General features: G+C 38.9%; 14 protein-coding genes, 1 tRNA gene, 2 rRNA genes, 1 other RNA gene and 1 other annotated feature (2 of these 19 running past the window's edge). Of the genes, 14 read left to right on the plus strand and 4 right to left on the minus strand.

Annotated features, from left to right (window positions below; all coding sequences use genetic code 11):
* Nucleotides 1-1262: ribosomal RNA gene (locus MHH59_RS00050) — 23S ribosomal RNA — on the plus strand (it extends 1660 nt beyond the left edge of the window).
* Nucleotides 1263-1311: 49 nt separating this feature from the next.
* Nucleotides 1312-1427: ribosomal RNA gene (rrf, locus tag MHH59_RS00055) — 5S ribosomal RNA — on the plus strand.
* Nucleotides 1428-1463: 36 nt separating this feature from the next.
* Here rrf and MHH59_RS00060 read toward each other — a convergent pair.
* Entirely contained in the window at nt 1464-2465 is a 1002-nt protein-coding gene (locus tag MHH59_RS00060) for a YaaC family protein (protein WP_002130734.1), read from the minus strand.
* A gap of 115 nt (nt 2466-2580) precedes the next feature.
* On the opposite strand from MHH59_RS00060, the gene guaB reads away from it, so the two are divergent.
* The 7 genes from guaB to MHH59_RS00095 all read left to right on the plus strand — a co-directional run bounded on the left by guaB (nt 2581) and on the right by MHH59_RS00095 (nt 9535).
* Nucleotides 2581-4044 carry an IMP dehydrogenase gene (gene guaB, locus MHH59_RS00065; RefSeq protein WP_002107266.1) on the plus strand — a complete coding sequence of 488 codons (1464 nt, stop codon included), beginning with the start codon at nt 2581-2583 and terminating at the stop codon, nt 4042-4044.
* A 113-nt stretch (nt 4045-4157) separates the two neighbouring features.
* The gene (locus tag MHH59_RS00070; RefSeq protein ID WP_133058330.1) at nt 4158-5468 is read left to right on the plus strand and encodes a D-alanyl-D-alanine carboxypeptidase family protein; all 1311 of its coding nucleotides are present in this window, start codon (nt 4158-4160) and stop codon (nt 5466-5468) included.
* Between the two features lie 160 nt (nt 5469-5628).
* Nucleotides 5629-6516, plus strand: coding sequence for a pyridoxal 5'-phosphate synthase lyase subunit PdxS (gene pdxS, locus MHH59_RS00075; RefSeq protein ID WP_002009615.1), 888 nt, complete (start codon nt 5629-5631; stop codon nt 6514-6516).
* An 18-nt stretch (nt 6517-6534) separates the two neighbouring features.
* Complete coding sequence (pdxT, locus tag MHH59_RS00080) at nt 6535-7125, plus strand: pyridoxal 5'-phosphate synthase glutaminase subunit PdxT (RefSeq protein WP_002130736.1); 591 nt, start codon at nt 6535-6537, stop codon at nt 7123-7125.
* A 54-nt stretch (nt 7126-7179) separates the two neighbouring features.
* Nucleotides 7180-7400, plus strand: a binding site (T-box leader).
* A 51-nt stretch (nt 7401-7451) separates the two neighbouring features.
* Nucleotides 7452-8726: a serine--tRNA ligase gene (serS, locus tag MHH59_RS00085; RefSeq protein WP_340850746.1), complete on the plus strand. Its 1275-nt coding sequence runs from the start codon at nt 7452-7454 to the stop codon at nt 8724-8726.
* A 154-nt stretch (nt 8727-8880) separates the two neighbouring features.
* A tRNA-Ser gene (locus MHH59_RS00090) sits at nt 8881-8973 on the plus strand.
* A 166-nt stretch (nt 8974-9139) separates the two neighbouring features.
* Entirely contained in the window at nt 9140-9535 is a 396-nt protein-coding gene (locus tag MHH59_RS00095) for a DUF3797 domain-containing protein (RefSeq protein ID WP_002029297.1), read from the plus strand.
* Nucleotides 9536-9570: 35 nt separating this feature from the next.
* Here the strand turns inward: MHH59_RS00095 and MHH59_RS00100 are convergent, their stop codons facing one another.
* From MHH59_RS00100 to MHH59_RS00110, 3 genes are all read right to left on the minus strand, one after another.
* Complete coding sequence (locus tag MHH59_RS00100) at nt 9571-10239, minus strand: deoxynucleoside kinase (protein ID WP_340850747.1); 669 nt, start codon at nt 10237-10239, stop codon at nt 9571-9573.
* Between the two features lie 2 nt (nt 10240-10241).
* Nucleotides 10242-10877 (minus strand): deoxynucleoside kinase, encoded by a 636-nt coding sequence (locus tag MHH59_RS00105; protein ID WP_002009621.1) that lies wholly within the window; start codon nt 10875-10877, stop codon nt 10242-10244.
* 123 nt (nt 10878-11000) lie between these two features.
* Complete coding sequence (locus tag MHH59_RS00110) at nt 11001-11540, minus strand: isochorismatase family cysteine hydrolase (RefSeq protein ID WP_002130738.1); 540 nt, start codon at nt 11538-11540, stop codon at nt 11001-11003.
* 106 nt (nt 11541-11646) lie between these two features.
* Here MHH59_RS00110 and tadA point away from each other — a divergent pair, with 106 nt between their 5' ends.
* The 5 genes from tadA to recR form a co-directional block, all read left to right on the plus strand.
* Entirely contained in the window at nt 11647-12141 is a 495-nt protein-coding gene (gene tadA, locus MHH59_RS00115) for a tRNA adenosine(34) deaminase TadA (protein ID WP_002029304.1), read from the plus strand.
* A gap of 78 nt (nt 12142-12219) precedes the next feature.
* An RNA gene (ffs, locus tag MHH59_RS00120) (signal recognition particle sRNA large type) lies at nt 12220-12484 on the plus strand.
* Nucleotides 12485-12616: 132 nt separating this feature from the next.
* Nucleotides 12617-14305, plus strand: coding sequence for a DNA polymerase III subunit gamma/tau (gene dnaX / locus MHH59_RS00125; RefSeq protein ID WP_002130739.1), 1689 nt, complete (start codon nt 12617-12619; stop codon nt 14303-14305).
* A 25-nt stretch (nt 14306-14330) separates the two neighbouring features.
* Nucleotides 14331-14657, plus strand: coding sequence for a YbaB/EbfC family nucleoid-associated protein (locus MHH59_RS00130; RefSeq protein WP_170935248.1), 327 nt, complete (start codon nt 14331-14333; stop codon nt 14655-14657).
* A 14-nt stretch (nt 14658-14671) separates the two neighbouring features.
* Nucleotides 14672-15000, plus strand: the 5' portion of a protein-coding gene (gene recR / locus MHH59_RS00135) for a recombination protein RecR (protein WP_002009629.1). Its footprint extends 268 nt past the window's final position; only the first 329 of its 597 coding nucleotides appear in the window; it begins with the start codon at nt 14672-14674; the stop codon falls past the right edge of the window.

Raw genomic sequence — 15000 nt, forward strand, 5'->3', positions numbered from 1 at the left:
CCGACACAGGTAGGCGAGGAGAGAATCCTAAGGTGTGCGAGAGAACTCTGGTTAAGGAACTCGGCAAAATGACCCCGTAACTTCGGGAGAAGGGGTGCTTTCTTAACGGAAAGCCGCAGTGAATAGGCCCAAGCGACTGTTTAGCAAAAACACAGGTCTCTGCGAAGCCGTAAGGCGAAGTATAGGGGCTGACACCTGCCCGGTGCTGGAAGGTTAAGGAGAGGGGTTAGCGTAAGCGAAGCTCTGAACTGAAGCCCCAGTAAACGGCGGCCGTAACTATAACGGTCCTAAGGTAGCGAAATTCCTTGTCGGGTAAGTTCCGACCCGCACGAAAGGTGTAACGATTTGGGCACTGTCTCAACCAGAGACTCGGTGAAATTATAGTACCTGTGAAGATGCAGGTTACCCGCGACAGGACGGAAAGACCCCGTGGAGCTTTACTGTAGCCTGATATTGAATTTTGGTACAGTTTGTACAGGATAGGCGGGAGCCATTGAAACCGGAGCGCTAGCTTCGGTGGAGGCGCTGGTGGGATACCGCCCTGACTGTATTGAAATTCTAACCTACGGGTCTTATCGACCCGGGAGACAGTGTCAGGTGGGCAGTTTGACTGGGGCGGTCGCCTCCTAAAGTGTAACGGAGGCGCCCAAAGGTTCCCTCAGAATGGTTGGAAATCATTCGTAGAGTGCAAAGGCATAAGGGAGCTTGACTGCGAGACCTACAAGTCGAGCAGGGACGAAAGTCGGGCTTAGTGATCCGGTGGTTCCGCATGGAAGGGCCATCGCTCAACGGATAAAAGCTACCCCGGGGATAACAGGCTTATCTCCCCCAAGAGTCCACATCGACGGGGAGGTTTGGCACCTCGATGTCGGCTCATCGCATCCTGGGGCTGTAGTCGGTCCCAAGGGTTGGGCTGTTCGCCCATTAAAGCGGTACGCGAGCTGGGTTCAGAACGTCGTGAGACAGTTCGGTCCCTATCCGTCGTGGGCGCAGGAAATTTGAGAGGAGCTGTCCTTAGTACGAGAGGACCGGGATGGACGCACCGCTGGTGTACCAGTTGTTCTGCCAAGGGCATAGCTGGGTAGCTATGTGCGGAAGGGATAAGTGCTGAAAGCATCTAAGCATGAAGCCCCCCTCAAGATGAGATTTCCCATAGCGTAAGCTAGTAAGATCCCTGAAAGATGATCAGGTTGATAGGTTCGAGGTGGAAGCATGGTGACATGTGGAGCTGACGAATACTAATAGATCGAGGACTTAACCATATAATATGAAGCAAATGTTATCTAGTTTTGAAGGAATATACCTTCATAGTTTGGTGATGATGGCAGAGAGGTCACACCCGTTCCCATACCGAACACGGAAGTTAAGCTCTCTAGCGCCGATGGTAGTTGGGACCTTGTCCCTGTGAGAGTAGGACGTCGCCAAGCAAGCTAAAAACACAAGTCTTTTGACTTGTGTTTTTTTTATTTCCCATGAAATAGGTTGGATTCCGTTAATAAAAATGCTGAAATATAGTAAGGGATTTTTTGAGCAGAAATATTGAGAAACTGATAAATAAATGGATAATCTTCAGATCCATAGCTTCCAAGTAAGTCATACCACCAATCTGTTTCATACCTCGAAATCATGCTTAAATTATAGAGCAATAAATAATGAACAAGGAGCTCAGGCAACACTGGCTTAGAGTTTCTAGGGTCGTTCGTAAGTGGTAAATAATAAGTGTCAGCAAGATACTCGTAGTATAAAGGTGTGCTATACATAGGATTCCATGATTGAATAGGTGCTGAAAAAAACACATTTAATTCATTATTTTTCTCAGGTACGTGTTGTATTGATAAATGCTTACAAGCTGTTTCGATGTAACGAGAAAATCTCTCTTTAGTCATATGTAGTCGATCTAGTATGTTGACTGAAAAGGAGAGCTCATTTTTATTTGTTGAATCGATTTTATATAATGTTGTTCCTTTTTGACTATAGCGAAATAAATGTTGTAACTCAGGGATTTTTCCCATTAGCTCTAACATATTAAACTTTTCTGTTTCCAAGTGTTTCATGTGAAACAGTTGTTCTGCAGCGTGAGTAAATAGTCCGTTTTTCTGTATTTTCACCTCATCTTCTAAAAATTGATATCCTTGTTTTTTTCGTTTACGGGTTGTCACTCCATGTGCTAAAACGGTTGTTGATTCTGGATAGTTTGGATTAATAGTTAATAAACAAGCTTTAAAAAGTTGCCCCATTCCATAAAATAACAGCATTGGTTGAATGGAAAATGGTGCTGTTTTATATAATTCATAATAATTTTTACCGTGTTCTAAGTAATAAATAAATGGATAACAATTTTCAAAACTTTTTTTTTCGGCATCCTGAATCGAGGATTTTTCATAACAACGGGCAAGATAACGTTGTACATTTTGAGATGAAAAGAAGAAACTTAATTGCTGCCAAGTACAATGTGTTTGATGCATATATTACGCTCCTTTTATTGTCTAAAAATTCTAACATATATATACGTCCTTGACAGTATTTTAACCAATTGATAAGCTACTAATAATAATTTCTGGTATCATGGGGGGAACAATTATGTGGGAATCTAAATTTGTTAAAGAAGGTTTGACTTTTGATGATGTATTACTTGTACCAGCGAGGTCAGATATATTACCAAGAGAAGTAAGTGTTAAAACAGTTTTATCTGAAAGCTTACAGTTAAACATCCCGTTAATTAGTGCAGGAATGGATACAGTAACAGAAGCTGACATGGCTATTGCAATGGCTCGCCAAGGCGGTTTAGGAATTATTCATAAGAATATGTCTATTGAACAACAGGCAGAGCAAGTTGATAAAGTAAAGCGCTCTGAAAGCGGCGTTATTTCAGATCCTTTCTTCTTAACTCCAGAACATCAAGTATATGATGCAGAACATCTTATGGGAAAATATCGTATCTCAGGTGTACCAGTTGTAAATAATTTAGATGAGCGAAAATTAGTTGGTATTATTACAAACCGTGATATGCGTTTCATCCAAGACTACTCAATCAAAATTTCTGACGTAATGACAAAAGAACAGTTAATTACAGCTCCAGTTGGTACTACACTGGAAGAAGCTGAAAAGATCCTACAAAAGTATAAAATTGAAAAGCTCCCTCTTGTTGATAATAACGGTGTATTACAAGGGCTTATTACAATAAAAGATATTGAAAAAGTAATTGAATTCCCAAACTCTGCTAAAGATAAGCAAGGACGCTTATTAGTTGGAGCAGCTGTTGGTGTAACGGCTGATGCTATGCTTCGTATCGATGCATTAGTAAAAGCTAGCGTAGATGCAATTGTACTTGATACAGCTCATGGGCATTCTAAAGGTGTTATTGAAAAGGTAAAAGAAGTTCGTGCGAAATATCCAGCACTAAATATTATCGCTGGAAATGTTGCTACAGCTGAAGCAACGAAAGCATTAATTGAGGCTGGTGCAAACGTAGTTAAAGTTGGTATTGGACCAGGTTCTATTTGTACAACGCGTGTTGTAGCTGGTGTTGGTGTACCACAATTAACAGCAGTTTATGATTGTGCAACAGAAGCTCGTAAACACGGTATTCCAGTTATTGCTGATGGCGGTGTTAAGTACTCTGGTGATATGGTTAAAGCTTTAGCAGCAGGAGCACACGTTGTTATGCTAGGTAGTATGTTTGCTGGCGTTGCTGAAAGCCCTGGAGAAACTGAAATTTACCAAGGTCGCCAATTTAAAGTATATCGTGGTATGGGTTCTGTGGGAGCGATGGAAAAAGGAAGTAAAGATCGTTACTTCCAAGAAGGAAACAAAAAACTTGTTCCTGAAGGTATTGAAGGACGCGTACCATATAAAGGACCTTTAGCAGATACAGTTCATCAATTAGTTGGTGGATTACGTGCAGGTATGGGATATTGCGGAGCGCAGAATTTAGAATTCTTACGTGAGAATGCACAGTTCATTCGTATGTCAGGTGCAGGTTTACGTGAAAGCCATCCTCATCACGTACAGATTACAAAAGAGGCTCCAAACTACTCATTATAATGTCTTATATACAAATAGACAGAGATTTGATATCTCTGTCTATTTTTTTTTGATTATGTTAGAATAACGGTTATGTGAGTACATAGATATTGGGGGTAGCAAAAGTGAAAGGTATGTTTTGCAAAAGATTCATTGCGTTGGTAACAGTGCTTACAATAGCTTGTAGCATGCTTGTACCATATAGCAATGCATCAGCAGAAACAGGAGCCGCTTTAAACATTGAAGCAGGTGCGGCAATTTTAGTAGAAGCGAATTCTGGGAAGATTTTATATCAAAAAAATGCAGATGAGTTATTATCAATTGCTAGTATGACAAAAATGATGAGTGAATACCTAGTGAACGAGGCTATTGCGAAAGGGAAACTAAAATGGGATCAAAAAGTTAAGGTTTCCGAATATGCGTATAACATTTCGCAAGATCGTTCATTATCGAACGTGCCTCTACGAAATGGTGAATCTTATACAGTAAAAGAGCTATACGAAGCAATGGCAATTTATTCTGCTAATGGTGCAACGATAGCGTTAGCTGAAGCAGTTGCTGGAAAAGAAGTAGACTTTGTAAAAATGATGAATGATAAATCGAAAGAGTTAGGATTAAAAAATTATAAGTTTGTAAATTCTACGGGCTTAACGAACAAAGATTTAAAAGGACACCATCCTGAAGGGACAACTCCAGATGAAGAAAATAAAATGTCTGCGAGAGATGTAGCAATTTTAGCACAACGTCTTATTCAAGATTTCCCTAAAACATTAGACATAGCAAAAATTTCAAAAAAAGTATTCCGTGAAGGTACTCCGGATCGGATCGAAATGCCTAACTGGAACTGGATGTTAAAAGGGTTAATTAAGGAATACGAAGGCGTAGATGGTCTGAAAACAGGATCAACTCCAGAAGCAGGAGATTGTTTCACTGGTACGATTGAAAGAAATGGTATGCGTTTCATTTCTGTAGTTATTAAAACAAAATCTCACACGGCAAGATTTGATGAGACAAAGAAATTATATGATTATGGCTTTGCTAACTTTGAAATGAAGAAAATGTATGAAAAAGGTTCTTCGGTTAAAGGAAAAGAAACAGTAAGAGTTGAAAATGCGAAAGATAAAGATGTAGCAGTTCAAACGAAGCAAGCTGTTTCACTTCCGGTGCCAAAGGGAAGTAAAGACGTTTATAAAACAGAATTTAAAGAAGGAAATAAGGGACAAGAGGCACCTATGAAAAAGGGAGTTACACTTGGCCAAATGGTTGTAACGTCTAAAGATAGTAATGATCCTGGATTTTTATCAGGAAAATCATTACAAGTAGACCTTATAACAAAATCTGAAGTAGAAGAGGCAGGCTGGTTCACACGTTCTATGCGCGGAATTGGTTCTTTCTTTAGTGGTATGTGGAATAGTGCTGTTGATACAGTAAAAGGTTGGTTTTAAAAGCTCCTCATTGTAGGAGCTTTTTCTTATTCCTATTTTTCATACCGACTTTATGAAAAAGTAGTGGACAAGCATCAGATAGTTAGTGGTAGAATGTAAGAGTATTCTTAATTTTCTTCTTTAACGGGGGAAAGCAATTCACCTAGGGGGGTTTTTGTACATGACAAATGTAACAGGGACAGAACGTGTAAAACGTGGAATGGCAGAAATGCAAAAAGGCGGCGTTATTATGGACGTAGTTAACGCCGAGCAAGCAAGGATTGCAGAAGAGGCAGGTGCAGTTGCTGTTATGGCATTAGAGCGTGTACCTGCAGATATTCGTGCAGCAGGTGGCGTTTCTCGTATGGCAGATCCAACAATTGTTGAAGAAGTTATGGGTGCTGTATCAATTCCGGTTATGGCAAAATGTCGTATCGGTCACCTTGTAGAAGCACGTGTATTAGAATCATTAGGGGTAGACTATATCGATGAGAGTGAAGTATTGACTCCTGCTGATGAAGTATACCATTTAAATAAACGTGATTACACAGTTCCGTTTGTATGTGGTTGCCGCGATATCGGAGAAGCTGCACGTCGTATTGCAGAAGGTGCAGCTATGCTTCGTACAAAAGGTGAACCTGGAACAGGAAACATTGTAGAGGCAGTGCGTCATATGCGCCAAGTCAATGCAGAAATCCGTCAAGTTGCAAGTCTACGTGAAGATGAGTTAATGACATATGCAAAAAATACTGGTGCTCCTTATGAAGTACTACTTGAAATTAAACGCCTTGGTCGCCTGCCAGTTGTAAACTTTGCAGCAGGTGGTGTAGCAACACCAGCAGATGCAGCGTTAATGATGCAACTTGGTGCTGATGGTGTATTTGTTGGATCTGGTATCTTCAAATCAGAGAACCCAGAGAAATTTGCACGTGCAATCGTTGAAGCAACGACTCATTATGAAGATTACGAACTAATTGCAAGCCTTTCTAAAGGATTAGGTAATGCAATGAAAGGTATCGAAATTTCAACGTTATTACCAGAACAACGCATGCAAGAGCGTGGATGGTAATTAAAGGAGATCTTTAAAATGGTGAAAATCGGTGTACTAGGCCTTCAAGGTGCAGTTCGTGAGCATGTAAAATCAGTTGAGGCAAGTGGTGCAGAAGCTGTTGTTGTAAAGCGTGTAGAGCAACTTGAAGAGATTGATGGTCTTATTTTACCAGGCGGTGAAAGTACAACAATGCGCCGTCTTATTGATAAGTATGCTTTCATGGAGCCTCTTCGTACATTTGCGAAGTCTGGTAAACCAATGTTTGGTACATGTGCAGGAATGATTCTTCTTGCGAAAACACTTATTGGCTATGAAGAAGCACATATTGGTGCTATGGATATTACGGTTGAGCGCAATGCGTTCGGACGCCAAAAAGATAGTTTTGAAGCTGCACTTTCAATGAAAGGTGTGGGAGAAGACTTTGTTGGTGTATTTATCCGTGCTCCGTATGTTGTAAATGTAGCTGATGATGTTGAAGTACTTTCTACGCATGGCGAGCGAATGGTAGCGGTAAGGCAAGGGCCGTTTTTAGCTGCTTCTTTCCATCCGGAATTAACGGATGATCATCGTGTAACAGCATACTTTGTAGAAATGGTAAAAGAAGCGAAAATGAAAAAAGTTGTATAAGTAACTTGCAACTTGTATAAGATTATAGTAAATTGATGATAACAATTTTATAAAATAAGCGTGTTGATAGGAAGTAGTAACAAATGTTGTTTCTTATAGAGAGTCGATGGTTGGTGGAAATCGATAGAAACAGTTTGTGAATCCATCCTGGAATGGAATGTGGAATATCTTTTGATTAGTAAACATTCCCGGTGAAGAGCCGTTATTTCTACTTGAGAGGAAAGCGGTAATGCTTTCAACTAGGGTGGCAACGCGGGTTAACTCCCGTCCCTTTGTATAGGGACGGGAGTTTTTTGTGTTTTATAAAATAAAAGGAGGAGTATATAATGCTTGATATTAAATTTTTACGTACGAATTTTGAAGAAGTAAAAGCAAAATTACAGCATAGAGGCGAAGATTTAACGGATTTTGGTCGCTTTGAAGAACTTGATACGAGAAGAAGAGAGCTACTTGTTCAAACAGAAGAATTAAAAAGTAAACGTAACGAAGTATCTCAACAAATTTCAGTATTAAAGCGTGAAAAGAAAGATGCGGAAGCTCTAATTCTAGAAATGCGTGAAGTTGGGGAAAAAGTAAAAGATCTTGATAATGAGCTTCGTACAGTTGAAGAAGATTTAGAAAGATTAATGCTATCTATCCCAAATATCCCTCATGAATCTGCTCCAATAGGTGAAACAGAGGATGATAACGTAGTAGCACGTACTTGGGGAGAAGTGAAAGAATTTACTTATGAGCCAAAACCACATTGGGACCTTGCTACTGATTTAGGGATTTTAGATTTTGAACGTGCTGGGAAAGTAACAGGAAGCCGATTTGTATTTTACAAAGGTGCTGGTGCAAGATTAGAACGTGCTTTGATTAGCTTTATGCTTGACCTTCATACTGATGAGCATGGATATGAGGAAGTATTGCCTCCTTATATGGTAAACCGTGCAAGTATGACAGGAACAGGACAACTTCCGAAGTTTGAAGAAGATGCATTCCGTATTGAAAGTGAAGATTATTTCCTAGTCCCAACAGCTGAAGTACCTGTAACGAATATGCATCGTGATGAGATTGTGAGTAAAGAGCAATTGCCGATACGATATGCTGCGTTTAGCTCATGCTTCCGTTCTGAAGCAGGTTCAGCTGGTCGTGATACACGTGGTTTAATTCGCCAACATCAATTTAATAAAGTTGAACTTGTGAAGTTCGTGAAACCAGAAGATTCTTACGAAGAGTTAGAAAAATTAACAAATGATGCAGAGCGCGTGTTACAATTATTAGAGTTGCCATATCGCGTTATGAGCATGTGTACAGGAGATTTAGGATTTACAGCAGCGAAGAAATACGATATTGAAGTATGGATTCCAAGCTATGGTACATATCGTGAAATTTCTTCTTGTAGTAATTTTGAGGCATTCCAAGCGAGACGCGCGAATATCCGTTTCCGTCGTGAGCCAAATGGTAAACCGGAACATGTTCATACACTAAATGGATCTGGTCTTGCAATTGGACGTACAGTGGCAGCTATTTTAGAGAACTACCAACAAGAAGATGGTACAATTATAATTCCAGAAGTTCTTCGCCCTTATATGGGAGGAAAAACAGTTATTAAATAAGTTAAAACATTCATCGGTATGAGTGATTGGTAATTATGGACGTTGTCAGCAGTGTCATAAAGGAGAGGGGAAGTAAAATTCCCCTTTCCTCATAATTTATTATAGTAGGGTTGACTAACTGTTTTTCTTTTGATATTATATTTGATGTCAATACGGAGGTATACCCAAGTCTGGCTGAAGGGATCGGTCTTGAAAACCGACAGGCGGCGAGAGTCGCGCGGGGGTTCGAATCCCTCTACCTCCTCCAGATATAATTGACAACAGCGCATATAAGTGGAGATTGGAGAACTCGTTACCAACACGTAACGAGTTTTTATTTTAAAACCAATCATAAAGTATGATGTAAGGATATAGTGTCCTTATTACACACTCATATTCCGATGATTATCTTCATAGATATGAAAGGAGTTAACATGGATCTTATTATACAAACGTTTCCTTTAGATGGAAAAACTTTATATTATGTACAATGTCCTGTCTGTAAGAACAATAGAATTTTAAACAGTGGTGCAAATGTGTCGCGCATTATAAGTGATGATACATTCCGTAAACTTTGTGGTTGCACTTGTGATGTAAAACAGGTTGCAAAAAAAGTAGAGGTACCAAAAGAAGCTGAAAAACCAGCTGTGCAAAAAGAAGTAACTCCAAAACGTACAGGGAAATTACTAACAGCAGTAATTAATGGGAAAGAATTGACTGTTAAAGAGATTGCTGAAACATATGATATTAGTACGAGTACTGTTCGTCAGCGTATTAATGCTGGAAAGCCAGAGAGTGAAATTATTGCTCCGACAAAAAAGAAAAAGTAATTTCATAGGAAAACCCGTGCATATGCACGGGTTTTTTATTTTACAAGTTTACGTGTTTGTTTTAAAAAATGTCCAATTTTTTTAATGATTGGTTCGATTGAATCGCCATCTTTTAAAATATCGTATTCATTAATGTTTAATCGTAAAACAGGGCATGAATTAAAGTTATTAATCCAGTTATCGTAACGTCCATGCATCTCTTTCCAATATTCAATTGGTGTTTGCTGCTCCATGGGACGTCCTCGTTCTTGAATACGATCGACAATATCATCAAAAGAACCTTCTAGGTAAATTAATAAGTCTGGATGAGGGAAGTAAGGAGTCATGACCATAGCATCAAATAACCCTTTGTATGTCTCATAATCAGTTTCAGTCATTGTACCCTTTTCGTAATGCATTTTTGCGAAAATACCAGTGTCCTCATAGATAGAACGGTCTTGAACAAAACCGCCACCATATTCGAAAATTCTTTTTTGTTCTTTAAATCGTTCTGCTAAAAAGTACACTTGTAAGTGAAAGCTCCAGCGTGTGAAATCAGCATAGAACTTGCCCAAATATGGGTTGGAATCTACTTTTTCAAAAGATGTACGATAACCTAAAGCGTTAGCCAATGCAGTTGTCATAGTTGATTTACCGACACCTACTGTTCCAGCAATAGTGATAACTGCATCATTTGGTATATCATATTTTTGCCTTAAATTCATTGTTATTTCGACTCCTTCAAGAGAGTATTTTGAAGAGCTGATAAGATGACATTTAAATCATCAGGATTTCTTACAAAATCCATATCGTCTCCATTAAATTTCAATACTGGAATATCTGGATGGTCCTTTTTGAAAGCATCCATTGCTGTTTCGTAATCTTTTGTAAGCTGTAGCAAGTAATTTGGATCCATATTTTTTTCGAATTCTCTTCCGCGCATGGCAATTCGTTTTTGTAATGTTTCTAGGCTCGCTGTTAAATAAACGATGACATTTGGCACAGGCATATCTTGCGTAAGAATGCGATAAATTTGCATGTACTTGTCATATTGAGAATCTTTTAATGTACGGGATGCAAAAATTAAATTTTTAAATATATGATAATCTGCTACTACAGGCTTTCTTTGATTCAAATACTTTATGTTAATATCCTCTAGTTGTTTGTATCTATTACAAAGAAAGAACATCTCTGTTTGAAAACTCCATTCGTCGATGTCTTCGTAGAATTTTCCTAAAAAAGGATTTTCATCAACAATCTCTTTTAGTAAGTGGAGTTGCATGTGAGTTGAAAGTTCCTTCGCAAGTGAAGTTTTTCCAACACCAATTGGTCCTTCAACCGTGATAAATGGTACTCCGGTCACGCTGTTTCCTCCTTTCAATCAGTGATTTACCGTGACTACTAAAAACACAAAACAGAATTATTGTAGCACAAGAGGGGAGCGAGCGGACTAATTTGATATAAAAAGTTAGAAAATAGATATGTATTAATTAAATTTTATTTGGGATGACGGTACAATATTTGCCTTTAATGTGGCTTCCATTATTTTTAAAGCATGTTCATTATCTTGCTCGTTATTAGAAGCGATGCAATCCCGTGGTACATAAAGTGTATAATTTCTCATATGGGCATCATTAGCTGTAAAAAGGATGCATATGTTCCCGGCAATTCCTGTTAAAATGAGATTTTCTATTTTTAAATAACCTAATAAAGAATTCAAAGGTGTTTCATAAAAAGCAGAGTAATGTGGTTTAATAAAAATGTAATCGTCAGTATGCGGAGCAATGGCCTCGATAATATTTTTACTATACTCATTTGTACAATGGGTGATAAGTTGATCAATATCAGATCTCCAAAGTTGATAGTGATCATTGACATAAATTATTGGATAGCCCAACGATTTCATGGTGTCCTTTAATTGTAAAATGGGGTTCTTTATAATTTCACATTTCTGTGCCAGGATGGGTCCGTGGGAGAATTGAAAATCATTAATCATATCGATAATGAGTAAGGCGGTATTTTTCATATGTAATTCCCTCTCTTTTTTCTTTAGGTTGGATTGAATTTGTAAAAGTTATCCCACCTGCAAGAAATGAAAAAGTGTATTTTATTTTTGGTGAAAGGACTATATTATGGAGCGAGATATATATTTTATGCAGTTAGCAATAGAGGAAGCGAAGAAGGCGGAGGCGATACAAGAGGTACCAATTGGTGCTGTAATTGTGCTAGATGGTGAAGTGATTAGTGTCGCACATAACTTAAGAGAAACTGAACAGAGATCAATAGCTCACGCCGAACTCTTAGCTATTGATGAAGCTTGCAAAAAATTAGGGACATGGCGTTTAGAAGATGCAACGTTATATGTAACATTAGAACCTTGCCCAATGTGTGCAGGGGGAATTGTTTTATCGCGTATAAAACGGGTTGTATATGGTGCGAGCGATCCGAAAGGTGGATGTGCAGGTACGTTGATGAATCTTTTAACTGATGAGCGTTTTAATCATCAGTGTGAAGTAGTGCCTGGTGTACTTGAAGAAGAATGTGGTACGTTGTTAACGATTTTTTTTAGGGAGCTTCGTAAGAAAAGAAAAGAAGTGAAAAAACTAGAGAAAAGTAATGGTAACTAACGTATTTGCATTTTGTAAAAAAACAAGTTATACTGATAATGCCTTATCCAAGGCAACCGAATATTGGTTTTAACTTTGCCGTGCTAAGCGGGGAGGTAGCGGTGCCCTATACTCGCAATCCGCTCTAGCGAGGCTGAATCCCTTCTCGAGGTTATGTTGCTGTAAGGTCTGCCTTAAGTAAGTGGTGTTGACGTTTGGGTCCTGCGCAACGGGACCCCGTGAACCTTGTCAGGTCCGGAAGGAAGCAGCAATAAGCGGGTTTTCTCGTGTGCCGCAGGAGTGCCTGAACCGAGCTAACTGCTTGAGTAACGCTTATGGTACGTAATCGACAGAAGGTGCACGGCAGTTATATATGTATACAAAACTCACCTTTATATAAAGGTGAGTTTTTTGTATGGAAAATAACTTTTGGAATCTATAAACAGAATGGGTTATAATAAATAAGATAATAACCTTTGAGGGAGGCCGTATTTTCGTGTCATACCAAGCGTTATACCGAACATGGAGACCGCAAAAATTCGAAGATGTAGTCGGTCAAAAGCACGTGACAAAAACGTTGCAAAATGCCCTTCTTCAAGAGAAAGCTTCACATGCTTATTTGTTTTCGGGTCCGAGGGGAACAGGGAAAACGACAATTGCAAAAGTATTTGCAAAGGCAATTAACTGTGAACACGCCCCGGTAGCTGAACCTTGTAATGAATGTCCTTCTTGTTTAGGAATTACACAAGGGTCTATTTCAGATGTATTAGAAATTGATGCGGCTTCAAATAACGGTGTAGATGAAATTCGAGATATAAGAGATAAAGTAAAATATGCTCCAAGTGCTGTAGGATATAAAGTATACATTATTGATGAAGTTCACATGCTTTCTATGGGTGCCTTTAATGCGCTTTTGAAAACTTTAGAAGAGCCGCCAGGACATGTTATTTTTATTCTGGCGACAACAGAACCGCATAAAATTCCAGCTACAATTATTTCGCGTTGTCAGCGTTTTGAGTTTCGAAAGATATCAGTAAATGATATCGTTGAGAGATTATCGACGGTCGTGACAAATGAAGGTACGCAAGTAGAAGATGAAGCGTTACAAATCGTAGCGCGTGCCGCCGAAGGTGGTATGCGTGATGCGCTCAGTCTTATTGATCAAGCTATTTCTTATAGTGATGAAACGGTGACGAGTGAAGATGTTTTAGCTGTAACAGGATCTGTATCTCAGCGATATTTGGGTGACCTGGTAGAATGTATACGTGAAAATGATGTATCAAGAGCGTTACGTATTATAGATGAGATGATGAGTAAAGGGAAAGATCCAGTTCGCTTTATGGAGGATTTCATTTACTACTATCGTGATATGCTTTTATATCAAACTTCACCACAATTAGAACATATGTTGGAACGGGTAATTGTAGATGATCAATTCCGTACGTTAAGTGAAGAAATGCAACCGGAAGTAATCTATGAAATTATTCATACCCTTAGTAAGGGACAACAGGAGATGAAGTGGACAAACCATCCAAGAATATTCTTGGAAGTTGTTATGGTGCAACTGTGTCAGCAGTTTATGATGCAAGCAAACGGCGTAGATCGTTTACAAGCGATTATGAATAGGATGCAGCAGTTGGAGAAAGAGTTAGAGCAAGTTAAAAAGAATGGCGTGCCAGCTGGTGTGCAGCAGGAAGTAAGAGAGACGCGGGCAACACCAAAACCGGTACGAACAGGGAGTATGAAAATTCCTGTTGGACGTGTGAATGAAGTGTTAAAGCAAGCGAAGCGTCAAGATTTAGAACAGTTAAAAGCTGTATGGGGCGAATTATTAGGAAGGCTCAAGTCACATAACAAAGTAGCATTTGCTGTTTTATTAGAAAATAGTGAACCAGTTGCGGCTTCGGATGATACCTATGTGTTAGCATTTCAATATGAGATTCATTGTAAAATGGCTAGTGAAAATCGAGAAGCGATGGATACATTGGAACAAACTCTTTTTGAATTGTTAAGTAAAAGGTTAAATATGATTGCTATCCCAAAAAGTGAATGGGGTAAAATTCGTGAAGACTTTTTACAACGCGAAGGCGGGGATTCTGAAGAAAGCCCAGAACAAAAAGAAGATCCTCTTATAGAAGAGGCTGTAAAATTAGTAGGGCAAGAACTTATTGAAATAAAAGAGTAATAATAATGAGGAGGAATTAATTATGATGCGTGGCGGAATGGGAAATATGAATAATATGATGAAACAAATGCAAAAGATGCAAAAAGACATGGCGAAGGCGCAAGAAGAGCTTGGCGAAAAAACAGTTGAAGGTACAGCTGGCGGCGGAATGGTTACTGTTATTGCAAATGGTCATAAGCAAGTTCTTGAAGTGAAAATTAAAGAAGAAGTTGTAGATCCAGAAGATATCGAAATGTTACAAGACTTAGTATTAGCTGCAACGAATGATGCACTTAAAAAGGTTGATGAACTTTCAAACTCTACAATGGGCAAATTTACAAAAGGCATGAACTTACCAGGTGGAATGTTCTAGGAGGATATTGATATATGCATTATCCAGAACCGATATCAAAATTAATCGATAGTTTTATGAAGTTGCCAGGAATCGGACCGAAAACAGCGGTTCGATTGGCATTCTTCGTGTTAGATATGAAAGAGGATGATGTACTAGGTTTTGCGAAAGCGCTTGTGAATGCAAAGCGAGATTTAGCGTATTGTTCTGTGTGCGGACATATCACTGACCGCGATCCTTGTTATATTTGTGACGATTCGCATAGGGATCAATCGGTTGTTTGTGTAGTACAAGAGCCGAAAGATGTAATTGCGATGGAAAAAATGAAAGAATATCAGGGTGTATATCATGTTTTGCGTGGTGC

It is taken from the genome of Bacillus sp. FSL E2-0195, from assembly GCF_038003645.1.
In the GTDB taxonomy this organism is placed as follows: domain Bacteria; phylum Bacillota; class Bacilli; order Bacillales; family Bacillaceae_G; genus Bacillus_A; species Bacillus_A mycoides.

Excerpts from the sequence above, each read along its gene's own strand:
- pdxS (WP_002009615.1), top strand. The coding sequence starts at position 5,629 with ATGACAAATGTAACAGGGACAGAACGTGTAAAACGTGGAATGGCAGAA.
- MHH59_RS00110 (WP_002130738.1), bottom strand. The coding sequence starts at position 11,540 with ATGAAAAATACCGCCTTACTCATTATCGATATGATTAATGATTTTCAA.
- serS (WP_340850746.1), top strand. The coding sequence starts at position 7,452 with ATGCTTGATATTAAATTTTTACGTACGAATTTTGAAGAAGTAAAAGCA.
- MHH59_RS00095 (WP_002029297.1), top strand. The coding sequence starts at position 9,140 with ATGGATCTTATTATACAAACGTTTCCTTTAGATGGAAAAACTTTATAT.
- tadA (WP_002029304.1), top strand. The coding sequence starts at position 11,647 with ATGGAGCGAGATATATATTTTATGCAGTTAGCAATAGAGGAAGCGAAG.
- MHH59_RS00060 (WP_002130734.1), bottom strand. The coding sequence starts at position 2,465 with ATGCATCAAACACATTGTACTTGGCAGCAATTAAGTTTCTTCTTTTCA.
- MHH59_RS00100 (WP_340850747.1), bottom strand. The coding sequence starts at position 10,239 with ATGAATTTAAGGCAAAAATATGATATACCAAATGATGCAGTTATCACT.
- MHH59_RS00130 (WP_170935248.1), top strand. The coding sequence starts at position 14,331 with ATGCGTGGCGGAATGGGAAATATGAATAATATGATGAAACAAATGCAA.
- guaB (WP_002107266.1), top strand. The coding sequence starts at position 2,581 with ATGTGGGAATCTAAATTTGTTAAAGAAGGTTTGACTTTTGATGATGTA.
- MHH59_RS00070 (WP_133058330.1), top strand. The coding sequence starts at position 4,158 with ATGTTTTGCAAAAGATTCATTGCGTTGGTAACAGTGCTTACAATAGCT.
- pdxT (WP_002130736.1), top strand. The coding sequence starts at position 6,535 with ATGGTGAAAATCGGTGTACTAGGCCTTCAAGGTGCAGTTCGTGAGCAT.